Consider the following 21,334-nt stretch of genomic DNA (forward strand, 5'->3'; position numbering starts at 1 on the left):
GGCCGGAGGGTAAGAACGACCCACCACCCGCTCCACCCCCTTGTCAGAAGCGGTATCCCACGGTCAGCACCGCCGCCCGCGCATCGCCGGGGGTCGCCCAGCCATTGTTGCGAATGCGCGTATAATATAGCTCGTCGGTGAAGTTCTTGACGTTCACCAGCACGCTGAAATCCGCGTTGATGTCGTACGAGATCGACGCATTGTGGACCCAGTAATCGTCCGATCGATAGACGGTCGCGGAGGCCGCCGTCGGCAGGTTCAGCGCAAAGCTGCCCTGATAGGTCACCCCGTATCCCAGCTTCAGCCCGAACGGCAGCGTATAGGTGGTATAAAGGCTGCCCGAATGCTTCGGCGTGTTCTGCAACTCTGCACCCGCCGCCGGATCGGGCGCGCCCACTGCGACCGACCGGATCAGCTTCGGTTCCAGATAGGTATAGTTCGCGGTGATGGACCATGCCGAGGTGATGTTGCCGCTGGCGCTCAGCGCGATGCCGTCGACCCGCGAATGGCCATCGAGGACGTTATCGGGCAGCGTCGGATCGTTCGACGGCACCTTGTATTTGTCGCGCTCGTTGCGGAACACGGCAGCACTGAACAGCGCCCCGCCGATCTCGGCCTTCGCGCCGATCTCGTAATTCTTGGCACTCTCCGGCGCGACATTGCAAGTCAGCGCCGTGCACGCCCCGTTGACCGCGCTCTGCGATGGGGTCTCGGAACTGCCATGCGCAATGTACAGGCTGACCGCCTCGACCGGCTTGAACACCAGCCCGACGCGATAGGTGAACAGGTCCGCCTCGTTGCGGAAGCGCGGACCGGTGACGATCGCACCCTGTGGCACGGTCACCGTCGCGGCGGCACCGACATCGGTCTGGTAATTGCCGCTGTTATTCTCGTAACGGACGCCGCCATTGATCTCGAACTTGCCGAACTTCATCGCGTCGAACAGGTACACCGCATAGTTGGTCACCTCGCCGCGCTGGCGACCGCTCTCGAAATAGTTCACCGGGCCGGTATAGATGTTGCTGCCATAGGTGAAGCCCGCTGGACCGGGGACGACGGCGTTCGGGTTAGAGAAGTTAATCAGCGGGAAGGTCGCATTGGCGACCGTGCCATTGGCATTGCGATAGACGTTGCCGGTCGAGAGCTTGTACGTCTCCCACCCCGCCGATGCGCCGATCACCAGGCTGTGCTCGATCGCGCCGGTACTGAACCTCGTCGACAGATCGACCTGATTGTACATCAGCTCGCTGGTCGTATCGCGCAGATTGCCGCGCGGGCCACCGATCAGATAGTATCCGACCGGCACCGTCGCCGGACATGCCGCACCCGCCGCCGTGATCCCACCGGTCAGGCAATAAGTGCCCTGTGGCGGCCCGACGATCGACAGCTGCGACACGCTTTGCCAGCGGGTCAGGTTGCGGATCGACAGCGTATCGCTGAATTCGTGGGCGGCGGTGATCGTCGCCTGATCGACCGTCACTTCCTGCGTATCGACGTTGCGATACCCGAAATAATCGCTGCGATCGATGCCCGGCAATGCGCCGTCGAAGAACGCGTTCTTGTAATAGGGCACGCCATATTGCGGAACGTTGGTGTCCTCCTGATGCAGATATTGCAGCGTCAGGCTGGTCGGCCCCTCGACCCCGATCGTCACCGACGGGGCCACGCCCCAGCGCTCGTAATTTTCGACATCGCGCCCCGGGACGTCGTTCTGATGCACCATCGCGTTAAGCCGCACCGCGATCTGCTCGCTGACGCGGACATTGGCGTCCACCGCGCCGCGATAGTACTCGTCGGTGCCGACCCCGGCCTGCACCGCAACCTCGGTCTCTGTCTTGGGCCGCTTGGTCACGATGTTGATCGATCCGCCGACCGATCCAGAGCCATTATAGACCGAGTTCGCGCCATTGGTGACCTCGACCTGCTCCAGGTTGAACGGATCGCTGCGCGAATAGGGCGCGCTGTCGCGCACGCCGTCGGTGGTGATGTCGGATGAAGCCGAATAGCCGCGCAGCGTAATCTGGTCGCTCGGCGCGATCCCGCCCTCCGCCGCGCCGAAGGTGATGCCGGGGACCGTCGACAGCACGTCGCGCAGGGTGAGCAGATTCTGTTCCTCGATCACCTTGTTGGTGATGATCGTCACCGTCTGCGGCGTGTCGCGCACCGGACGGGTGGCCTTGGGGCTTTCCTGTTCTGACCGAACTTCCTGCCCGGTTACGACGACATCGTCGCCCTCACGCGCATCGTCCGACGCCGCGACGGGATCAGCGGCATAGGCCGGTGCCGAGGCCACGAAGCCGATCGCGGCCAACGCGAGAAATGCGGGCGCAGCCTTACGGCCATCGAGCAGAATTTGTGTCATGGAATGCCCCTTCTTTGTCGGGGCCGACAGCTATTGAGAGTCGTTCGCAGTGTCAACGCTGTTGCGAATCATTTTCACCTTGTCGCAATTTGTCGCAGCCGCGAACAGCCAGCTGCGGATCGCACTCGCCAGATTGGACGGGTCGGGGGTAGTGATGCGCAAATGGTCGATCTCCGCCACCAACGCGCTCAGCGGCAGGTCACACGCCCGCGCCGCATCCTCCAGCGCGGTCCAGAACATCGGCTCTAAACTGATCGAGGTGGCGTGTCCGGCAATGGTGATGCTGCGCTTTACCGGCCCGGCAAAACCGCCGGGGGGTTGAGAAACAGGAACGGTCATGCGTTAAGGCTCGCAATTTGCTCTCGGATGCGAAAGAGCAGCGCGGTCGCTGTGCCATAACTATGGGACATGTGCTCGGGCGTATATATAGTCAGCGCGTTCATGACCGCCGCTTCCGCGCGCATGAGATCCGGCAGCGGATCGTCGCACAGGGCGGCCATACTCAAATACGAGATCCCCAAATTCTTCATCGTCCTTGCCCAACCAACAGGCATGGCGTCGCGGGTGCGGACGGTCAGCGTGTCTTCATAGACAGCGACCGCCTGCACCAGCAACGCCAGCCCCGCCTTTCCCCCGATCCGCGCACCCTGTGTCTGGAGCGCCATGGCAAGATTGTTCTGCGTCATCGCCCAGTCAGCGGGCATGGCGTCGCGGGTGCGGACGGTCAACGCGTCTTCATACGCCGCAACCGCGCGCGCCAGCAGCACCACCCCCGCCTCTCCCTCGGTCCATTCACCCTGCGTTGAGAGGGCGTTGGCGAGATTGTTCTGCGTCGCCGCCCAGTCGGCGGGCATCGCGTCACGGGTGCGGACGGTCAGCGCGTCTTCATACGCCGAAACCGCGCGCGCCAGCAGCGCCACCCCAACCTCCCCCCCGGTCCGCGTACCCTGCCCGCGGAGCGCGATGGCAAGATTGTTCTGCGTCATCGCCCAGTCGACGGGCATCGCGTCACGGGTGCGGACGGTCAGCGTGTCCTCATATGCCGCGACCGCGCGCGCCAGCAGCAGCACGCCCGCCTCCCCCCCGGTCCAATCGCCCAGAATCGAGAGTGCAGCAGCTAGATTGTTCTGCGTCGTCGCCCATTGGGCGGAGGCGGTTTCGCTTGTGTAAATGGTCAGCGCACCCTCATACGCCGCAACCGCGCGCGCTAACAGCGCCACCCCCGCCTCGCCCCCGCTCCGCTCGCCCTGCGTCTGAAGAGCGTTGGCGAGATTGTTTTGCGACATCGCCCAGTCGGTGGACATGGCGTCGCTTGTGCGGACGTCAAGTCCATCCTCATACGCTGCGACCGCGCGGGCTAGCAGCGCCAGCCCCGCATCGCCCCCGGTCCGCGCGCCCTGTGTCTGGAGGGCGTTCGCCTTATCGTTCAATCCCGTGGCGCGTTCAGCCGAGGTTCGAGCAATCGCGATACAACAATCGGCCAACTCTATCGATATATCCAGTTCAAACCGCAGCCCTTGGCGTAGGCCCAACTCATACCATTGATCCTGTTCCGCACGCAGCGCGCTGAACTCAAGCTGGCGCCCATCCTCCACCCGCATCCGCTCGCATATCCAATTCGCCGCTGCTGCCGCGTCGAATCCAACGCGGGCCTGCTCGATATTCGCCTCGATCAGGCGCAGACCGATCTGACGGGCGGCATCCTGTTGCATCTGCCATTCTCGAAATGCATCCGCACCCACTCTGGCGCCCGCATCGAAATCCTCCCGCGCATTGGCTTCGGCCATTTCCCGCAGCGCACGGTCCACCAGTTCACCCAGATTGGTACCCCGTCCCGCTGCATCGCGGATGCGTATGAAACTGTCGATTGCCGGGCCAAGTGCCGTCAATGCCGCGTCGGCATCCGACACATTCTCGGCCACGCGACGGGCCAGCGCGATCAACTCCTGTTCGTCCACCCGTTGCGCCCGGGCCTCGGCCCGGCGCGCGTCGACCAGTTCATTCACCAGCGCTAGCACTTCCTCGCTGCGCGCATCCGTCCGCCGCTGAAAGGCCTCATCCCGCGTGCGATCCTCGGCCTGTCCCGCCTCAATCCGCCCCACCGCATCGACCACCACCGCGCCGTCCGCGCGCAGTTCCGCCAGCGCCTCGAACGTCAGAATCCGGAACGCCCGCTCGCCCTCGGGCCGGTCCCCGTCCGCCTTCAACGCATCGGAAAAATGCTCACGGAACGTCAGATGCCATGGTGCGCGGCCGTGCATGCCCTCGACGAACAACGTCGCCATCTGCGCGGGAATTTCCAGCCCCCATGCGGCAAGGTCGGCGACGATCAGCTCGTTATAGGCACGCCATGCCGCCGCCTCCCCGTCGCGCGTGCGCGCCGCATATAGCGCATCGATCCGCGCCATCGTCGCGTCGAGCGGCAGATGCTCGCCGTCCCAGCGGAAATCGGCAAACTGCCCCTCGCCGCACAGCGCCTTCAACGCTCGCGGTGCTTCCTCCTCCGGAAACAACGCGATCGCCGCCGCCGCCATTTCGCGCATCGCCGCGACATAGGCCATGTGCGTGGCGCGCAGCACATCGTGATTGGCGGGTGTCTTGCCTTGCTGCCACCACCCGGCAACACGGGCCACCGCTGCCCGCCGCCCCGGCTCCATGAAATTGGTCAGGATGCCGCATCCGACATTCAGCACCGCGCCGCCCAGCAATGTTGCAGTGAACGGCTCCGGCATCGATCCCTCCGCGCACAGGCTAACCGTCGGTCGATGCCCCACGCAAGTCGATTTACCCCTCCAGATCGAACAGCGACGCGAGCTGTTCGACCATGGTCCCCGCCAACTGATCGGCATCCATGATCGTCACGGCGCGGCTGTAATAACGCGTCACATCATGCCCGATGCCGATCGCGACCAGACCGACTGGCGATTTCTGCTCGATCCACCCGATCACCTGCCGCAAATGCCGCTCCAGATAGGAACCGCTGTTCACGCTCAGCGTCGAATCGTCGACCGGGGCACCGTCACTGATGACCATCAGGATCTTGCGATCCTCGGGCCGCGCGATCAGGCGGCTATGCGCCCATAGCAGCGCCTCGCCATCGATATTCTCCTTGAGCAGCCCTTCGCGCATCATCAGGCCAAGCGATTTTTTCGCGCGTCGCCACGGCTCGTCCGCCTGTTTATAGACGATGTGCCGCACATCGTTCAGCCGCCCCGGCTGTGGCACCCGCCCCTCACCCAGCCATTTCTCGCGGCTCTGGCCACCCTTCCACGCACGCGTGGTGAAGCCCAGAATCTCGGTCTTCACCCCGACCCGCTCCAGCGTTCGCGCGAGGATATCCGCGCTGATCGCCGCGATCGAAATAGGCCGCCCGCGCATCGACCCCGAATTGTCGATCAGCAGCGTGACGACGGTGTCCTTGAACTCGGTATCCTTCTCGACCTTGTACGACAGCGACTGCATCGGATTGACCACCACCCGCGCCAGCCGCGCGGCGTCGAGCAATCCTTCGTCCTGATCGAAATCCCAGCTGCGGTTCTGCTGCGCCATCAACCGCCGCTGCAACCGGTTCGCGAGCTTCGTCACCACGCCCTGCAGATGCACCAGCTGCTGGTCGAGATAGGCGCGCAGCCGGTCCAACTCTTCCTCGTCGCACAGGTCGGTCGCCGCGATCACCTCGTCATAGGCCGTGGTGTACGCCTTATAGTCGAACTGCATCGGCAGCTCGGACCACGGGCGGTTGGGGCGAACGGGCATCAACCCCTCCTCGCCATCCTCGCCCGGCTCGCCCTCGGCATCGTCGAACTCGCCGTCCTGCTGCTCGCTCTCGCCGTCCTCGCTTTCGGACTCGCTCTGCTCGCCGCGTGCTTCGACCTCGCCGTCGCCGGTTTCGCCGTCCTGCTCGCCGTCCTCGCCTTCGTCCTGCTCCTGCTCCTCGGTGCCCTCGTCCTGATCGCCACCCTCGTCCGACTCGTCTGGCACCAATTCGCCTTCGGTCAGCTCCAGATCTTCGAGCAGATTGCCGACCAGCTTGGCGAACGCCGCCTGATCGTCGATCGCCAACGCCAGCGCATCCAGATCGGCACCACCGCGATCCTCGATCCAGTCGCGCACCAGCGCCAGCCCCATCGCCGCCTCGGCAGGTGCCTCTCGCCCGGTCAGCCGCTCACGCACCAGCAGCTGGATCGCGGTCGACAACGGCACTTCATCCCGGTTACGCGCACGATTGATCGGGTCGGACCGCATCCGCATCTCCAGCGCCCGGTCCAGATTGTCCGCGATTCCCGCATAGCCACGCGACCCCAGCGCCTCGACCCGCGCCGTCTCCACCGCATCGAACACCGCCCGCGCCACGGCCTCCTTCGGCGCGGCCTTCATGTGCGTCGTGCTGTTGTGCAGCCGCATTCGCAGCGCAAAGCCATCGGCGAACCCGCGCGCCTCCGCCACCTGCTCCGGCGGCAGATTGCGCCCCGGCATCGGCACCTTGATATGCCGCCCCGACTGCACCGGTGCGTCGGCGGTAAAGGCGAGTTCGACCTCCGGCTCGTGCGAGAGTGCACGCGCGGTGCCCGCAAGCACGGACTTGAACTGGTCGAGGGGGGTGTCGGTGGCCATTTAGGGGCTTACGCCTTCCCCACAACGCTCTCCGGCAAATCCTTCCCGAACACCCGCTGATAATATTCCGCCACCAGCGGCCGCTCGGCCTCGTCGCACTTGTTCAGGAAGCTCAACCGGAACGCGAACCCGACATCCTTGAAAATCTCGGTATTCTGCGCCCAGGTGATGACCGTGCGGGGGCTCATCACCGTCGAGATATCGCCGTTGACGAACCCGCGCCGCGTCAGGTCGGCGACACGGACCATGTTGTCGACCATCTCCTTGCCGCCCGGCTTGTCATATTCACCGCTCTTGGCGAGCACGATCTGGGCCTCGACCGCGGCGGGCAGATAGTTCAGCGTGACGACGATGTTCCAGCGGTCCATCTGACCCTGATTGATTTGCTGCGTGCCATGATACAGCCCGCTGGTATCGCCAAGACCCACGGTGTTGGCGGTGGCGAACAGGCGGAACCACGGGTTCGGGCGGATCACGCGATTCTGGTCGAGCAGGGTCAGCTTGCCCTCGGTCTCCAGCACGCGCTGGATCACGAACATCACGTCGGGGCGGCCCGCATCATATTCGTCGAATACCAAAGCCGTCGGCGTCTGGATCGCCCATGGCAACAGGCCTTCGCGGAACTCGGTGATCTGCTGTCCGTCCTTCAACACGATCGCGTCGCGCCCGATCAGGTCGATGCGGCTGATATGGGCGTCGAGGTTGATGCGGATGCACGGCCAGTTCAGCCGCGCCGCAACCTGTTCGATATGCGACGACTTCCCGGTGCCGTGATAGCCCTGGATCATCACGCGGCGATTGTGCGAAAAGCCCGCCAGAATCGCCAGCGTCGTATCGGCATCAAACACATAGGCCGGGTCGAGATCGGGGACGCGCTCGTCCGCCTCGCTGAACGCGGGGCACTCCATGTCGATATCGAGGCCGAACACATCGCGCACGCTCACCGTCTTGTCGGGCGCGTCGAGGATCGTGGTTTCCCGGCTGTCGGGCTGGGTGTTGGGAATGTTGGTCATCGCTGAGTCCTATAGTGGACTATCCCCTAGCCGTTCGCCCGGAATGAAGTCGAGATGCGAATCACACCGGGTACCATTTCTCCGGTAGCGAGAAGAGCTCGACGAATCGCCGCGCCAGATCGCGGTCGCCGGTCAGGCGCAGCGTCCCGGCGGCTTCGGCATCCTCGAATGGTCGCTTGCCATAGACCAGCCCGATAAAGGTCGTGGTGTCGGTCTCGAACGTCACATCCGCAGCATGGGTCTCGCCGCGCTCGATCGCCAGTTCGCTGACGTCGAGCCGGCCGACGAACGAACCGCCGGGAAAGCGAAAGGCAAGCGTCATGCGCAGGTCGGGCCGGTCGGGGGCAACCATCGTGCGCAGCGACAACATCGCCGAAACGGGCGACAGCGGGAGCGTCGGATCGTGCAAGGGCGACCGTGTTGCCCACCGCCCCATCGTCTGAAAAATCGGCTCGCTTTCATACCCCCACGGCGTCAGTTCATAGACTTGCACATTGGCGGGTGGCGGCAGCTTGCGGCGGCTAAGGATGCCCGATCGTTCGAGTCCGTCGAGCCGCTGAGTCAGCACATTCGCACTGATTCCGACCAGATCGGCCTTCAACTCGCCGAACCTGCGCGCGCCCAGCATCAATTCGCGCATGATGAGCAACGACCACCGCTCGCCCACGAATTCCAGCGCCAGCGCCGTACCGCACGCATCGTCATACCACCTTCTTTGCGTCGTTTCGTCGTTTTTGGTTATTTTTCCTGACTTCATGGTTGCTTTAAATAACTCATGCGGGCATCAAGTTCAAGCAAGCGATTCGCGGAACAGCGCAACGCCCGTCGAAGGAGCCGACCCATGCCGAAGATGATTTTCGTGAACCTGCCCGTCGCCGATGTGGCGAAATCGACCGCTTTCTATGAAGCGTTGGGCTTCACCAAGAACCCGCAGTTCAGCAACGAGGTCGCATCGGCGATGAACTGGTCGGACACCATCACGCTGATGATTCTGGGCCATGATTTCTATCAGACCTTCATCCCGCACAAGACCATCGCCGACACATCGACGACCAACGCGGCACTCATCTGCCTGTCGTTCGACGACCGCGCCGGGGTGAATGCCATCACCGATGCCGCGGCCAGGGCAGGCGGCAAGGCCGATGTGCGCCCGCCACAGGACATGGGCTTTATGTACAGCCGCGCATTCGAGGATCTCGACGGCCATCTGTTCGAGCCGATGCACATGGACATGGAAGCGGCGATGGCTGCCTTTCCAGACGGCGCCGCGCACGAACCGGCCTGACGCCCACGATATCAGGAGAGCGAGAATGCCCAAAATCACCCCCTGCATCTGGTCGAATCACACCGCCGAGGAACAGGCGAATTTCTACGTAAGCCTGCTGCCCGATGGCAAGATCACGCGGGTTGAGCGCACGCCGACCGACACGCCTTCGCAAAAGGCCGGTGCCGTCATCGTCGTGATGTTTCATCTCGGCGGACTCGATTATGTCCTGCTCAACGGCGGCCCGATGTTTCAGCAGTCGGAGGCGGTCAGCCTGATGATCCATACCGACGATCAGACCGAAACCGACCGGATCTGGAACGCGATCGTCGGCAATGGCGGCGCGGAAAGCATGTGCGGCTGGTGCAAGGACAAATGGGGTTTCAACTGGCAGGTCACGCCGAACCGGCTGATGGAACTGGTTTACGACAACCCCGACCCCGCCAGCGCCAAGCGTGCGATGGAGGCGATGATGACGATGCAAAAGATCGATATCGCCGCGATCGAAGCCGCTGCGGCCGGACAGGAGGCGTAACATGACCGTCGAGATCACCGGCTTCGACTGGGTTCCCGATTTCGCCAAGGGGTTCGTCCGCGACCTGCGCCCGCGCTGGGCGTGCGAGGAAATCGGGCTGCCCTATGAAATGCGGCTGCTCAACGCCGCCGCCCCGCGTCCCGACAGCTATTTTCAGGAACAGCCTTGGGGACAGGTGCCCGCAATGGTGGACGAACAGTTGCACCTGTTCGAGAGCGGCGCGATCCTGCTCCATCTGGGCGAAAAGGACGAACGGCTGCTGCCGCGCGCGCCACAGGCCCGCGCCACTGCGATCAGCTGGCTGTTCGCCGCCTATAACAGCGTCGAGCCGCTAATGTTCGAGCTGTCGAACATCGAGATTTTCGCGGCGGGCGAGCAATGGGCCGAACTGCGCCGCCCCAGCCTGATGGACTTTGCGGGCAAGCGCTTCGATCGCCTCGCCGCCGCAATGGCGGGCCGCGACTGGCTCGCCGGCCAGTTCAGCATCGCCGACATCGCCATGGCGACGGTGCTGCGTCAGGTCGAAGGCAGCGGCCTGATCGAGGATCGCCCGGTGCTCATGGCGTATCTGCAACGAGCTATCGCAAGACCCGCGTTCAAGGCGGCACTCGCCGCGCAACTCGCCGATTTCAAACCCGCGCCCGCAGGCGTATCCTGATCTTATCACGAGGAGAGAAACCATGACCTATGTCGAAGGATTCCTGACCCCCGTCCCCACCGCCAACAAGGATGAATATCAAAAGCACGCCGAGGGCGCGGTGGACCTTTTCCGCAGCCTGGGCGCGACCCGCTTCGTCGAAGCGTGGGGCGACGACGTGCCGGACGGCAAGATCAACGATCTGAAGAAATCGGTGAATCTGAAGGATGATGAGACCGTGCTGTTCAGCTGGCTCGAATATCCGGACAAGGCGACCCGCGACGCCGCGAACGAAAAGATGATGAACGACCCCGACATCGCGGCATCGATGGGCGACATGCCGTTCGACGGCAGCCGCATGATCTTTGCCGGGTTCGAATCGATCGTCGATACCGGCGCGCCCGCGACCCCCGGCTATGTCGACGGCTATGTGCTTCCCGTGCCCGCGGGCAACAAGGAAGCGTACCGCGAAATGGCGCAGGACATGACGGCGCTGTTCGAGGAGTTCGGTGCGCTGCGCGTGGTCGAGGCGTGGGGCGAAGACACGCCCGACGGCAAGGTCACCGACTATAACCGCGCCACGCTGAAGAAGGACGACGAGGCGGTGGTCTATAGCTGGGTCGAATGGCCCGACAAGGCGACCCGCGACGCCGGCTGGGCCAAGATGATGGAAGACGAGCGGATGAAGCCCAAGGGCGAGCCCCCGTTCGACGGCAAGCGCATGATGTGGGGCGGCTTCGCCCCGATCCTCGACGCAAAGAGCTGAGCCCAATTCCCTCTCCCTTTGGGAGAGGGAGGGAGCGCCATCGGCGTGGAAGGGTGAGGGCGAACGGTGGTAAGGCAGGTCGCCCTCACCCCCCACTCGGCTCCACCGAGCGGGTCCCTCCCTCTCCCGATGGAAGAGGGTATTTGCGATCGCATCACCTGTTGAAAAAAACGGAGACCCATCATGACCAATCGCCATGGCAGCTGGATCTGGTACGAACTGATGACCCCCGACGCTGCGGCCTCGAAAGCATTCTACGACACGGTCGTCGGCTGGAACATCGACACCGACTCCGCGACGCCCGGCGATGTCGAATATCGCATGATCGTGGCATCCGACGGCAATGCCGGGGGCATGCTGACGCTCAATGCCGATATGCTCGCGGGCGGCGCAAAGCCGGGCTGGCTCGGCTATGTCGGCGTCGATGACGTCGATGCGACCGTCGAAAACCTCAAAGCAGCGGGCGGCGCGATTCACATGCCGCCGCACGATATCCCCGGCGTCGGTCGCATGGCGATGGTCGCGGATCCGCAGGGCGTTCCTTTCTATGTCATGCGCGGTGCCAGCGACGAAGACAGCACGGCATTCCAGCGCATGGGTCTTGGCCATGTCAGCTGGAACGAGTTGCAGACCAGCGACGCGACTGCGGCATTCGATCTCTACAATACGCTGTTCGGCTGGGAAAAAGCCGGCGGCATTCAGATGCCCTGGGGCGAATACAGCTTTTTGCGCAACAAGGACGCGGGCGAGGCAATGGATGCCGTGTGGGGCGCGATGATGCCGCGCGAAAAGCCCGAGCACCCGGTCGGCTGGACCTTCTATTTCCGCGTGCCCGATATCGAGGCGGCGCATGCGACGGTCAGCGAACTCGGCGGCACCCCGCTCACCGATCCGATGGAAGTCCCCGGCGGCGAGCGCGTGTTTCACGCCACCGATCCGCACGGCGCAGTCTTCGGGCTGGTTGCGCCCAAATGACCCGCCGCATCATCGGCGGCGCCTTTATCAGCCTAGACGGCGTGATTCAGGCACCCGGCGGCCCGGAGGAAGATCCCACTGGCAGCTTCCCCTATGGCGGCTGGCTGGCGACGATGTTCGACGAAGCGCTGGGCAACCAGATCGACAGCTTGTTGAAGCCGCCCTACGATCTGCTGCTCGGCCGCCGGACCTATGACATCTTCGCCGCGCACTGGCCCTTCAACACCGACGCGCCGGAAATTGCCGAGCCGTTCAACCAGTGCCGAAAATATGTGATGACCCGGTCGGACATGGCACTCGACTGGCAGAACAGCGAATGCGTGCCCGATCTCGATGCGCTGGCGGCGATCAAAGCCGGGGACGGACCGAACATCGTGATTCAGGGCAGCTCGACGCTCTACCCGCAACTGCTCGAACGCGGCCTGATCGATCGCCTGATCTTGATGATCGCACCGGTCGTACTGGGCACGGGCAAGCGCCTGTTCGGCGACGGCACCCCCGCCGGAAAATGGAGACTGATCGAGCATCGTACCGGCAGCGCCGGCATGTCGATGGCGACCTACGAACCCGCTGGCGCGATCGAAACCGGCTCCTTTGCGTCGGACGAACCGTCACCGCAGGAACTGGCGCGGCGGGAGAAACTGAAGGCCTAAGGCTGACCGCCAAATCTTGACAGAATCTCCTATTGTGGTAGTAGGAGAATAGATGCGCGATGCGGACCCCGTCCCCGCCACCACCGCCGGACACCCGGTCTGGCAACGCATCCGCCATTACCAGATCGGTCCCCCCGAAGCGGCGCTCTCCTTTACCGCCCGCCTTGCGCGCGAGAATGGCTGGAGCGCCACGATGGCGGCGCGGGTGATCGACGAATATCGCCGTTTCGCCTTCCTCGCCGTGACCGGCGATACCCAGATCACGCCCTCCGACGCCGTCGATCAGGCGTGGCACCTCCACCTCACCTACACCCGCGATTATTGGGAGCGCTTCTGTCCCGAAGTGCTCGGCACACCGCTCCATCACGGCCCCACTGCGGGCGGCGCGGAGGAACAGCACCGCTTCTTCCGCCAATATGCCGACACGCTCGCCCGGTACGAAGCCGCGTTCGGCGCACCGCCCCCTTCCGACATCTGGCCAGCGGCCGCACGGCGACTGCTGGACGATCCCCGCGCACGGCGGGTGCATCCGCGCGATGCGATCATCCTGTCCCGCCCGCAGGCCGCTCTGGTCCTGCTGATGTTTGCGGGACTGATCGCACTCGCGCTTTTTCTGGGAGTAAGCTGACATGCCCTTCGGCCCCTTTGACTGGACCGGCGGACCGTTTCTCACGCTTTATGGCGCGCTGCTGGTGATCGTCGTCATCCTCGGCTTCGTCATTCCCGCCCGATTGCGCCCCGATGGCCGCGACCAGCGCGTCCGCGATCCCGATCAGCTCGCCTATCTCGCAGGTGGGCGCACACGCCTTGCCGACAGCATCGTCGCCCGCCTGCTCGCCGGCGGCGCACTGGCGATGCACGGCAAGAACAAGTTCGACATCCTCTCGCGCAGCGGCACGCGACCAGCCGACACCGGCGTCCTCGCGCTCAGCCCGCCGCTCGACTGGCCCCGCATCGAGCAAACGCTGCGCCCCACCGCCGACACGCTGGGCGAGCGGCTTCAGGCGATGGGCCTGATGCTCGACCGCGGCCAGCGCGCCAGCCTGCGCTATTGGGCGCTGCTGCCCTATCTTACGCTGCTGATGTTCGGCGTGACCAAATGGCTGATCGGCGATGCGCGCGAACGTCCGGTCGGCTTCCTGACCATCCTGCTGATCGTGACCGCGGTGTTCGCGCTCATCCGCGCGCTCAGCATCCCGAAACTGACGGTCGCCGGTGCCGACGCGCTGACCGAAGCACAGGCGGACGCCGATCGCATCCGCCGCGCGCCGCTCCACGAGGAGATGGGCATGGCGGTCGCGCTGTTCGGCACCGGCGTGCTGGTCGGCTCCGAACTCGATGCCTTCCACAAGATGCGCGCCTCCAGCGGGGACAGTGGCGGCGGCGGCGACAGTTCATCCGGTGATGGGGACGGCGGCGGTGGTGGCTGCGGCGGTTGCGGCGGCGGCGGAGACTAGCGCGACTTACGCGAAAGCAGGCGATGCTTTCAGCTGCTGATATGCCGCAATCGTCGCCTGCAACGCACCCTCATGGCTGCGGTCGCCGCCATTGCGATCCGGATGGTACTTCCGTACCAGCTCCGAATAGCGCCGCCGCAGCGTCATTCGGTCCGCGTCGACGTCCAGCGCCAGCGCCTTCAGCGCCTCGCGGTCCTTGCCCGACAGCGGCTTCCCATCCTTCCGCTCCGCCGGCATCGCGTTTCGCCAGCGCGCGCTGATCGCATCCAGCGGATCGTGGAAATCCGCCCATTTGGGTGGCCGGTCGGCACCGCCGCTGCCGTTGAACGCCCGCGTCTCGCTCGCCCAGCCGCCGAACGGCTTTTGCGCGTCATGGATTTCCTCCGCGCTCATGCCCGTGAAATAATTATAGCCCGAATTGAACGCCCGCACATGATCGAGGCACAGCCAGCGATACTCGCCCGGCGCATCGCTCGGCCGCGCCCCGGCGACCAGCGGCGCCCGAAACTCGCCCGGCTCCGCGCATCCCGGCTCGGCGCACAGCCGTCCGGGCGCTTCGACCCGACCGTGAAAGCGCGAAGTAGGGCGGTCCTTTGGCGGCTGACGAGACACTCGAACTCCGGGCAAAAAGCTGCCTATATAGGTGCGATGACAAACCCTGCCACTGGCCCGACGGCCGCTGAAATCACCGCCCGCCTAACCGACCAGCTCAGCCCGTCGCGGCTGGAGGTCATCAACGACAGCGCCAAACATCGCGGCCATAGCGGCGACGACGGCAGCGGCGAATCGCACTTCACCGTCGTCATCGAAAGCGCGGCGTTCGCGGGCAAGTCCCGCCTCGACCGCCAACGCCTCGTCAACCGCGCGCTCGGCGACCTGATGATCGAGCGTATCCACGCCATGGCAATCCGCGCCACCGCTCCGGGGGAAGCATGACCGACGACCTGTTCATCCACACGATTCAGCCCGTCACCCACGATCTCGGCGGGTTCAAGGTCCATCGCACCTTGCCCTCGCGTCCGCGCACGATGGTCGGCCCGTTTATCTTCTTCGATCAGATGGGGCCGGCGCATCTGGACGTCGGCACCGGCATCGACGTGCGCCCCCACCCGCACATCAACCTCGCCACGGTCACCTATCTGTTCGCGGGCGCGATCGACCATCGCGATTCGCTCGGCACCTTCGCCACGATCGAACCCGGCGCGGTGAACCTGATGACCGCCGGCAACGGCATCACCCACAGCGAACGCTCGCCCCAGTCCGAACGCGACGCCGGCCCCGATCTGTCCGGCATCCAGACCTGGCTCGCGCTCCCCGAGCGGTTCGAGGAAATGGACCCGGCGTTCGAGCATGTCGCCGCCGCCGACCTGCCCACCGTCGAATATGGCAAGGCAAAGGCCCGCATCATCATGGGCAGCCTGTGGGGCGCGACTGCGCCGACCACCACCTATGCCGGGACGATCTACGCCGACATCATCCTGGATGCCGATGGCAGCGTGCCGATCGACGCCGAAGCAGACGAACGCGCACTGTATGTCGCATCCGGCGAGGCGATGCTCGACGGCATGACCCTCGAACCGCAAACCCTCTACGTTCTCAAACCCGGCACCGCCGCCACGCTCCGCTCCCGCAGCGGCGGACAGGTCATGCTGTGCGGCGGCGAAGCCTTCACCACCCCGCGCCATGTCTGGTGGAACTTCGTTTCCTCCGACCGCGACCGTATCAATCAAGCGAAGGAAGACTGGAAAGCGGGTCTGTTCCCCAAAGTCCCCGGCGACGACAAGGAATGGATTCCGATTCCCGAAGTCCCGAAAACGGTGAGCTATCCATGACCCTGCAACGCATCCCGCTCCCCACCGGCGTCGAACTGGACGTCGCCACCGCTGGCGATCCCGCCGCGCCCGCGATCATTCTCCTCCACGGCTTCCCGGAGTCGCACCGCACCTGGCGGCACCAGATTCCCGAACTTGCCAAAACCCATTTCGTCATCGCCCCCGATCAGCGCGGTTTCGCCCGCTCGTCCAAGCCGGAAGGCGTCGAAAACTACACCCCCGACAAGACCGTCGCGGATCTGCTCGCGCTCGCCAGCCATTTCGGCAAGGACCGCTTCACCTTGGTCGGCCATGACTGGGGCGGCGCGATCGCGTGGATGGCCGCGCTCCAGCATCCCGACCGGATCGAGCGGCTCATCATCGTCAACGCGCCGCACCCGTTCGTCTTTCAGAAGTCGCTCTACGACGATCTGCCCCAGCGCGCCGCCAGCCAGTATATCCGCGCCTTCCGCAACCCGGACATCGAGAAGCACGTCGCCGCAATGGGCCTCGGCAATTTCTTCGACACCAGTTTCGCCAAACATGCCGACCCCGCGTTGCTCGCCCCCGAACGCGACGCCTATCTCGATGAATGGAGCCAGCCCGGCGCGATGACCGCCATGCTCAACTGGTATCGCGCCAGCGCCATCGTCGTCCCCGCGATGGACGAGACCCCCGACCGCCCCGCTTTTCTCGACGCTCCCTTCCCGCCGCTGCGCATGCCGGTGCTGGTCATCTGGGGCACCGGCGACACCGCGTTGCTCCCCGTCCAGCTGGAAGGGCTCAACGCGCTGGTCCCCGACCTGAAGATCGTCAAAATCGACGCGGGCCATTTCGTCCCGTGGGAAAAGCCCGAGGCGGTGACCACCGCGATCCACGACTGGCTGCCCTAACGGCTCCGCCGCATCCCCGGCTTCTTCACCACAGCCGTGTCCGCTACCAACCGCGCATAATCCACGCTCTCGACGGCAACCAGCGCGACCCGCGCCTCGCCATCCTGATGCAGGCCCCAGCCGAACTGCTTCACCAGCGGTGACGCCCGCAAACACGCCTGCGGCTTCGCAAAAAACTCGACCCGGCTCTTGTCTCCGCCCCGCGCGACATGCGCCGCGTGCAACAAATCGTCGCTCGTCATCGCATAGGGCTTGTCCAGCAACAGCGCATATTGCGCCCCCGCCACGCTGTGCGGTTTCTCCGGCACCGTGCCCACGCTTACCGGAGAGTCCGGCGACACCGTGATCAGCGTATCGCGATAATTGGTCGTGTTCATACCAGCCACTCCACCCACGCCCCATGCGCATGCGCCCGCGCCAGCAAGTGCGGCGCGCCATCCCCCGGCCAAAACCGGACGACCAGTTCATGCTGAAACGTCTCACGATTGGCCTCCAGCGCAATCCACGCCAAGGGCCGCTCCGCCATCGCCCGCGCGCCCGCAGCCTCCATCGCCGCCATGATCCGCGCCTGCCCAGCACCCCCGACATATTGCCACACGATCGAGTGCATCAGCACGCGGGTCGTCCCCGCAACCTGCGGCGCGGCCAGTGCCGCCTCGACGAAATCGGCGGCATCCGCCTCCACCAGATCGGGCGCACGCACCCGCGCCGCCGCCGCCGCAGCCTCCAGTCGCGCAAAGCGCACCCCATGCTCCGGCCACACATAAGCCTTCAACCGCAGCAACGCCGCCGGATCGGTCAAATCGACCGGCGCAACATCGCACCCCCGCAACGACTCAAAAACCGGCGCACCAGCGGGCGGCGGCGAACCGCGCCATTCCGGCGCAATCGTCATCACCGCGTCCTCCGGCCCGACCTCAACCCCGCCCAGTTCGTACCGATAGCGGTCCATCATCAAATTGATGCCCGCGCTCGATCCGATCTCGATTGCCTCGAACCGCCCCGGCAGCCCCTGCGCGATCAACCACAGCAACGCCGCCGCGTAATTCGCCGACCGCCCCGCCTCGTTCGTCTGCGGCGGCCCGTCCAGCCACGGCAGCAGTGCGGCATCGTGCCGCGCAATCGCTCCGGCAATCAACGCCTCCGCATCCACCTTCTCACCCGCATAAAGCGGTGCAAGCGCCGGTTCCGCCCCCGAAAGATGCAACGCATGCAACCCGCCCGTGACACGCAGCGGTAGCGCGTCGGCCATCGGCTTGCCCGGCCATTCGCGCACCGCCTTCAGGAACACGCCCGGCCCGTCGAGGTTCGCCAGCACCGCCGCCACCACATCCGCCGTGATGGTCGCCCCATTGGCCCGGCAATAGCTCACCTGATTGGCAAACGCCGCGCGCACGTCCTGCGAAGTCGTCCAGTCCTTCATGCGCCACCTCCTCACCCTTGTTGCGCCAGCGCCACCCCCCAAGTAAAGGCGCGCAACCTATGAGCGACCCAATCATCCTCGCCGTGCCAAAGGGGCGCATCCTCGAAGAGGCCTTGCCCCTGCTCGCGCATGCGGGAATCATGCCCGAAACTGCGTTCATCGACCCGGACAGCCGCGCGCTGCGCTTCAGGACCAACCGCCCCGACATCGACTTGATCCGCGTGCGCGCGTTCGACGTCGCCACCTTCGTCGCCCACGGCGCGGCGCAACTCGGCATCGTTGGCTCCGACGTGCTCGATGAATTCGCCTATTCCGAACTCTACGCGCCCGTGGATCTCGGTATCGGCGCGTGCCGCCTGTCGGTGGCCGAACCCGCCGAACTCGCCGCGACCGACGATCCGCGCGGCTGGAGCCACGTTCGCGTCGCCACCAAATATCCCGGCCTCACCCGCCGCCATTTCGAGGCACGCGGTGTCCAGGCCGAATGCGTCAAGCTGAACGGCGCAATGGAGCTCGCCCCCCTGCTCGGCCTGGCTCCGCGCATCGTCGATCTCGTTTCTTCGGGCCGCACGCTCAAGGAAAACGGGCTGGTCGAGGTCGAGGTGATCGCGCAAGTCACCAGCCGCCTGATCGCCAACCGCGCCGCGTTCAAAACGCGGGCTGAAGTCGTGCCGCTGGTCGATGCCTTCCGCCGCGCCGTGGAAGCGAAAGCGTGATCAAGCTCTCCACCTCCGAACCCGGCTTCGCGCAAGCCTTTCGCGAGCTGGTCGATGCCCGCCGCGAGGCCGATGCCGATGTCGCCCGCGACGTCCGCACCATCGTCGCCTCGGTCCGCGACGAGGGCGACGCCGCGCTCAACGCCTTCACCAAGAAATTCGACAAGCACGACCTGAACGACTCCGGCTGGCGCATCGAAAAGGCCGACTGCACCGCCGCACTCGACGCGCTCGACCCAAATCTCCGCGCCGCGCTGCAACTCGCAGCCGACCGCATCACCGCGTATCATGAGAAGCAGCGCCCCGCCGACAGCGACAGCATCGACGATGCCGGTGTTCGAACCGGCGCACGCTGGACCGCGGTCGATGCGGCGGGCGTCTACGTGCCCGGCGGCCGCGCCGCCTACCCATCCTCCGTGCTGATGAACGCGATTCCCGCAAAGGTCGCGGGCGTAGACCGCCTCGTCATGGTCACGCCGACGCCCAACGGTGAGATCAACCCGCTCGTCCTTGCAGCCGCCGAAATCGCGGGCGTCGATGAAATCTGGCGCGTCGGCGGCGCGCAGGCCATTGCCGCACTCGCCTACGGCACCGGACGCATCGCCGCTGTCGATGTCATTACCGGGCCCGGCAACGCCTGGGTGGCAGAGGCCAAGCGCCAGCTTTACGGCGTCGTCGGCATCGACATGGTCGCCGGCCCGTCCGAAATCGTCGTCGTCGCGGACGGCAAGAACGATCCCGAATGGATCGCCGCCGACTTGCTCAGCCAGTCCGAACACGACCCCACCAGCCAGTCGATCCTGCTCACCGACGACGCAATCTTCGCCGGCAAAGTCGCCGAAGCCGTGGATCGCCAGATCGGCACGCTCTCGACCAAGGCGGTTGCCCGCGAAGCATGGGACGCCAACGGCGCGATCATCATCACCGCCTCGCTCGACGAAGCGATCCCGCTGGTCAACCGCCTCGCTCCCGAACATCTCGAACTCGCCTGCGACGATCCCGACGCGCTGTTCGCCCGCGTTCGCCACGCTGGCTCCGTGTTCCTCGGCCGCATGACGCCCGAGGCGATCGGCGACTACGTCGCCGGGCCCAACCACGTCCTCCCCACCGGGCGCCGCGCGCGTTTCGCCAGCGGGCTGTCCGTCCTCGATTTCATGAAGCGCACCAGCTTCCTCGCCCTCGACGCCGCCGGTCTCGCCGCCATCGGCCCCGCCGCCGTCGCCTTGGCCGAAGCCGAAGGCCTGCCCGCCCATGCCCGGTCGGTGGCGCTGCGCCTAGGAAGTTCGTGATGGAAGCGGTAAATTGGTCTCTTGATGACGGTGAGGAACTGGCGGCACTTTATCCCAAGACCTTCCTGATCGCACCAAGAGAAACCCGTGTCCGGCTAGAGCCTGGCGAGTATGCCAAGGCGATCTTTAGGTTTCCAAGCGCCCAGCATGAGAATGGTGAGGCAGTTGAGCGGATGTGGCTCATCGTGCATTCCAACGACAACGGTCGATATATCGGTCGCCTAGCAAACGAACCAGCAAGCAAGCCTGATGATTTACGGCTTGCTCATGGTGCATGGATCGAATTTGAGGCGCGCCACATCATCAATTGGGAAAACGCCAGCGAAGAGAGTCGGGCGGCTGTCGAGAATCCAGACGCAGATTTCTGGACGGGTGTTTAAGGTCCGTTCCGAACACTCGCACCGTCTCGCCATCTGAATTGCCAAAGAGATAAACATGCCCAGCAACACTGCCAAAACCCGCTCCAAAGCCCGCGCCGCCGCGCGCCTCGCCGCCGTGCAGGCGCTTTATCAGCAAGAGATGGAGGGCATGCCCCTCGACCGCCTGTTGATCGAGTTTCACCAGCACCGGCTGGGCGCAACGATCGAGGGTGTTGAATATGCCGATGCCGACGCCGATTTCTTCGACGATATCGTCAAGGGCGTCGATGCCCGCCGCGGAGAGATCGACGCGCTGATTACCGCCAAGCTCACCGGCTGGACGCTGGAACGCATCGACCGCCCGATGCGCCAGATCCTGCGCGCCGGCACCTATGAACTACTCGCGCGGAAGGACGTGCCGACGGGTGCTGCGATCAGCGAATATCTCGACGTCACCGACGCATTCTACGACAAGCGCGAAAAGGGCTTCGTCAACGGCCTGCTCGACGCGATTGCGAAGGATGTTCGGGCCTGACGGTCTGTAGCCCTTGTAATGTTGGAACCGAT

24 protein-coding genes are annotated in these 21,334 nt (G+C 64.8%); 15 read left to right on the forward strand and 9 right to left on the reverse strand.

Annotated features, from left to right (window positions below; all coding sequences use genetic code 11):
- Positions 1–43: 43 nt before the first annotated feature.
- The 6 genes from U1702_RS09515 to U1702_RS09540 all read right to left on the reverse strand — a co-directional run bounded on the left by U1702_RS09515 (position 44) and on the right by U1702_RS09540 (position 8,746).
- Positions 44–2,362 carry a TonB-dependent receptor gene (locus tag U1702_RS09515; protein ID WP_332723779.1) on the reverse strand — a complete coding sequence of 773 codons (2,319 nt, stop codon included), beginning with the start codon at positions 2,360–2,362 and terminating at the stop codon, positions 44–46.
- Between the two features lie 30 nt (positions 2,363–2,392).
- Positions 2,393–2,701, reverse strand: a complete 309-nt coding sequence (locus tag U1702_RS09520; RefSeq protein WP_332723781.1) for a ribbon-helix-helix domain-containing protein — start codon at positions 2,699–2,701, stop codon at positions 2,393–2,395.
- A complete protein-coding gene (locus U1702_RS09525; RefSeq protein ID WP_332723783.1) occupies positions 2,698–5,094 on the reverse strand; it encodes a tetratricopeptide repeat protein in 2,397 nt (798 codons plus the stop codon). Before U1702_RS09525 ends, U1702_RS09520 begins: the two co-directional genes overlap by 4 nt.
- 52 nt (positions 5,095–5,146) lie before the next feature.
- The gene (cobT, locus tag U1702_RS09530) at positions 5,147–6,976 is read right to left on the reverse strand and encodes a cobaltochelatase subunit CobT (protein WP_332723785.1); all 1,830 of its coding nucleotides are present in this window, start codon (positions 6,974–6,976) and stop codon (positions 5,147–5,149) included.
- 8 nt (positions 6,977–6,984) lie between these two features.
- Complete coding sequence (gene cobS / locus U1702_RS09535; RefSeq protein ID WP_332723787.1) at positions 6,985–7,989, reverse strand: cobaltochelatase subunit CobS; 1,005 nt, start codon at positions 7,987–7,989, stop codon at positions 6,985–6,987.
- 61 nt (positions 7,990–8,050) lie between these two features.
- Positions 8,051–8,746, reverse strand: a complete 696-nt coding sequence (locus tag U1702_RS09540) for a winged helix-turn-helix transcriptional regulator (protein ID WP_332723789.1) — start codon at positions 8,744–8,746, stop codon at positions 8,051–8,053.
- A gap of 84 nt (positions 8,747–8,830) precedes the next feature.
- Here U1702_RS09540 and U1702_RS09545 point away from each other — a divergent pair, with 84 nt between their 5' ends.
- The 8 genes from U1702_RS09545 to U1702_RS09580 all read left to right on the forward strand — a co-directional run bounded on the left by U1702_RS09545 (position 8,831) and on the right by U1702_RS09580 (position 14,276).
- Positions 8,831–9,274 carry a VOC family protein gene (locus U1702_RS09545; protein WP_332723791.1) on the forward strand — a complete coding sequence of 148 codons (444 nt, stop codon included), beginning with the start codon at positions 8,831–8,833 and terminating at the stop codon, positions 9,272–9,274.
- 25 nt (positions 9,275–9,299) lie between these two features.
- Entirely contained in the window at positions 9,300–9,788 is a 489-nt protein-coding gene (locus U1702_RS09550; protein WP_332723793.1) for a VOC family protein, read from the forward strand.
- Between the two features lies 1 nt (position 9,789).
- Complete coding sequence (locus tag U1702_RS09555) at positions 9,790–10,446, forward strand: glutathione S-transferase family protein (protein ID WP_332723795.1); 657 nt, start codon at positions 9,790–9,792, stop codon at positions 10,444–10,446.
- A gap of 22 nt (positions 10,447–10,468) precedes the next feature.
- The gene (locus tag U1702_RS09560; protein ID WP_332723797.1) at positions 10,469–11,191 is read left to right on the forward strand and encodes a DUF1428 domain-containing protein; all 723 of its coding nucleotides are present in this window, start codon (positions 10,469–10,471) and stop codon (positions 11,189–11,191) included.
- 183 nt (positions 11,192–11,374) lie between these two features.
- The gene (locus tag U1702_RS09565; RefSeq protein ID WP_332723799.1) at positions 11,375–12,166 is read left to right on the forward strand and encodes a VOC family protein; all 792 of its coding nucleotides are present in this window, start codon (positions 11,375–11,377) and stop codon (positions 12,164–12,166) included.
- Entirely contained in the window at positions 12,163–12,819 is a 657-nt protein-coding gene (locus U1702_RS09570) for a dihydrofolate reductase family protein (protein WP_332723801.1), read from the forward strand. Before U1702_RS09565 ends, U1702_RS09570 begins: the two co-directional genes overlap by 4 nt.
- Positions 12,820–12,871: 52 nt before the next feature.
- Complete coding sequence (locus U1702_RS09575) at positions 12,872–13,447, forward strand: glycine-rich domain-containing protein (protein ID WP_332723802.1); 576 nt, start codon at positions 12,872–12,874, stop codon at positions 13,445–13,447.
- A gap of 1 nt (position 13,448) precedes the next feature.
- Complete coding sequence (locus tag U1702_RS09580; RefSeq protein ID WP_332723804.1) at positions 13,449–14,276, forward strand: TIGR04222 domain-containing membrane protein; 828 nt, start codon at positions 13,449–13,451, stop codon at positions 14,274–14,276.
- A 6-nt stretch (positions 14,277–14,282) separates the two neighbouring features.
- On the opposite strand, the gene U1702_RS09585 is transcribed toward U1702_RS09580, so the two are convergent.
- Positions 14,283–14,888 carry a J domain-containing protein gene (locus U1702_RS09585; protein ID WP_332723806.1) on the reverse strand — a complete coding sequence of 202 codons (606 nt, stop codon included), beginning with the start codon at positions 14,886–14,888 and terminating at the stop codon, positions 14,283–14,285.
- A 36-nt stretch (positions 14,889–14,924) separates the two neighbouring features.
- On the opposite strand from U1702_RS09585, the gene U1702_RS09590 reads away from it, so the two are divergent.
- Genes U1702_RS09590 through U1702_RS09600 form a run of 3 tightly spaced genes read left to right on the forward strand, consistent with a single transcriptional unit; the run spans position 14,925 to position 16,980 of the window.
- Positions 14,925–15,212, forward strand: a complete 288-nt coding sequence (locus U1702_RS09590) for a BolA family protein (RefSeq protein WP_332723808.1) — start codon at positions 14,925–14,927, stop codon at positions 15,210–15,212.
- Complete coding sequence (locus U1702_RS09595; protein ID WP_332723810.1) at positions 15,209–16,108, forward strand: pirin family protein; 900 nt, start codon at positions 15,209–15,211, stop codon at positions 16,106–16,108. The genes U1702_RS09590 and U1702_RS09595 overlap by 4 nt, the downstream gene beginning before the upstream one ends.
- Positions 16,105–16,980 (forward strand): alpha/beta fold hydrolase, encoded by an 876-nt coding sequence (locus U1702_RS09600; protein WP_332723812.1) that lies wholly within the window; start codon positions 16,105–16,107, stop codon positions 16,978–16,980. Before U1702_RS09595 ends, U1702_RS09600 begins: the two co-directional genes overlap by 4 nt.
- Here the strand turns inward: U1702_RS09600 and U1702_RS09605 are convergent.
- Positions 16,977–17,357 (reverse strand): DUF6157 family protein, encoded by a 381-nt coding sequence (locus U1702_RS09605; RefSeq protein WP_332723814.1) that lies wholly within the window; start codon positions 17,355–17,357, stop codon positions 16,977–16,979. The two genes, U1702_RS09600 and U1702_RS09605, sit on opposite strands and share 4 nt — an antisense overlap.
- The gene (locus U1702_RS09610; RefSeq protein ID WP_332723816.1) at positions 17,354–18,403 is read right to left on the reverse strand and encodes a DUF2332 domain-containing protein; all 1,050 of its coding nucleotides are present in this window, start codon (positions 18,401–18,403) and stop codon (positions 17,354–17,356) included. The genes U1702_RS09605 and U1702_RS09610 overlap by 4 nt, the downstream gene beginning before the upstream one ends.
- 59 nt (positions 18,404–18,462) lie before the next feature.
- Here U1702_RS09610 and hisG point away from each other — a divergent pair, with 59 nt between their 5' ends.
- From hisG to nusB, 4 genes are read left to right on the forward strand one after another with little or no spacing between them, the layout of a single operon-like run.
- Complete coding sequence (gene hisG, locus U1702_RS09615) at positions 18,463–19,119, forward strand: ATP phosphoribosyltransferase (protein ID WP_332723818.1); 657 nt, start codon at positions 18,463–18,465, stop codon at positions 19,117–19,119.
- On the forward strand, positions 19,116–20,408 hold the full coding sequence (hisD, locus tag U1702_RS09620) for a histidinol dehydrogenase (protein ID WP_332723820.1): 1,293 nt from the start codon (positions 19,116–19,118) through the stop codon (positions 20,406–20,408). Before hisG ends, hisD begins: the two co-directional genes overlap by 4 nt.
- Positions 20,408–20,788, forward strand: coding sequence for a DUF2314 domain-containing protein (locus tag U1702_RS09625; protein ID WP_332723821.1), 381 nt, complete (start codon positions 20,408–20,410; stop codon positions 20,786–20,788). Before hisD ends, U1702_RS09625 begins: the two co-directional genes overlap by 1 nt.
- Positions 20,789–20,843: 55 nt before the next feature.
- Complete coding sequence (gene nusB / locus U1702_RS09630; protein WP_332723823.1) at positions 20,844–21,302, forward strand: transcription antitermination factor NusB; 459 nt, start codon at positions 20,844–20,846, stop codon at positions 21,300–21,302.
- Positions 21,303–21,334: the final 32 nt, after the last annotated feature.

The sequence above is a fragment of the Sphingomonas sp. LT1P40 genome (assembly GCF_036663835.1).
In the GTDB taxonomy this organism is placed as follows: domain Bacteria; phylum Pseudomonadota; class Alphaproteobacteria; order Sphingomonadales; family Sphingomonadaceae; genus Sphingomonas.

Bases quoted from the DNA above. Each gene is read 5' to 3' on its own strand.
- U1702_RS09600 (WP_332723812.1), top strand. From the start codon at position 16,105: ATGACCCTGCAACGCATCCCGCTCCCCACCGGCGTCGAACTGGACGTC.
- U1702_RS09525 (WP_332723783.1), bottom strand. From the start codon at position 5,094: ATGCCGGAGCCGTTCACTGCAACATTGCTGGGCGGCGCGGTGCTGAAT.
- U1702_RS09555 (WP_332723795.1), top strand. From the start codon at position 9,790: ATGACCGTCGAGATCACCGGCTTCGACTGGGTTCCCGATTTCGCCAAG.
- U1702_RS09595 (WP_332723810.1), top strand. From the start codon at position 15,209: ATGACCGACGACCTGTTCATCCACACGATTCAGCCCGTCACCCACGAT.
- U1702_RS09610 (WP_332723816.1), bottom strand. From the start codon at position 18,403: ATGAAGGACTGGACGACTTCGCAGGACGTGCGCGCGGCGTTTGCCAAT.
- U1702_RS09550 (WP_332723793.1), top strand. From the start codon at position 9,300: ATGCCCAAAATCACCCCCTGCATCTGGTCGAATCACACCGCCGAGGAA.
- U1702_RS09560 (WP_332723797.1), top strand. From the start codon at position 10,469: ATGACCTATGTCGAAGGATTCCTGACCCCCGTCCCCACCGCCAACAAG.
- U1702_RS09540 (WP_332723789.1), bottom strand. From the start codon at position 8,746: ATGAAGTCAGGAAAAATAACCAAAAACGACGAAACGACGCAAAGAAGG.
- U1702_RS09625 (WP_332723821.1), top strand. From the start codon at position 20,408: ATGGAAGCGGTAAATTGGTCTCTTGATGACGGTGAGGAACTGGCGGCA.
- hisG (WP_332723818.1), top strand. From the start codon at position 18,463: ATGAGCGACCCAATCATCCTCGCCGTGCCAAAGGGGCGCATCCTCGAA.
- cobT (WP_332723785.1), bottom strand. From the start codon at position 6,976: ATGGCCACCGACACCCCCCTCGACCAGTTCAAGTCCGTGCTTGCGGGC.
- nusB (WP_332723823.1), top strand. From the start codon at position 20,844: ATGCCCAGCAACACTGCCAAAACCCGCTCCAAAGCCCGCGCCGCCGCG.
- U1702_RS09565 (WP_332723799.1), top strand. From the start codon at position 11,375: ATGACCAATCGCCATGGCAGCTGGATCTGGTACGAACTGATGACCCCC.
- U1702_RS09545 (WP_332723791.1), top strand. From the start codon at position 8,831: ATGCCGAAGATGATTTTCGTGAACCTGCCCGTCGCCGATGTGGCGAAA.
- U1702_RS09590 (WP_332723808.1), top strand. From the start codon at position 14,925: ATGACAAACCCTGCCACTGGCCCGACGGCCGCTGAAATCACCGCCCGC.
- U1702_RS09605 (WP_332723814.1), bottom strand. From the start codon at position 17,357: ATGAACACGACCAATTATCGCGATACGCTGATCACGGTGTCGCCGGAC.
- U1702_RS09520 (WP_332723781.1), bottom strand. From the start codon at position 2,701: ATGACCGTTCCTGTTTCTCAACCCCCCGGCGGTTTTGCCGGGCCGGTA.
- U1702_RS09575 (WP_332723802.1), top strand. From the start codon at position 12,872: ATGCGCGATGCGGACCCCGTCCCCGCCACCACCGCCGGACACCCGGTC.
- U1702_RS09515 (WP_332723779.1), bottom strand. From the start codon at position 2,362: ATGACACAAATTCTGCTCGATGGCCGTAAGGCTGCGCCCGCATTTCTC.
- U1702_RS09570 (WP_332723801.1), top strand. From the start codon at position 12,163: ATGACCCGCCGCATCATCGGCGGCGCCTTTATCAGCCTAGACGGCGTG.
- cobS (WP_332723787.1), bottom strand. From the start codon at position 7,989: ATGACCAACATTCCCAACACCCAGCCCGACAGCCGGGAAACCACGATC.
- U1702_RS09580 (WP_332723804.1), top strand. From the start codon at position 13,449: ATGCCCTTCGGCCCCTTTGACTGGACCGGCGGACCGTTTCTCACGCTT.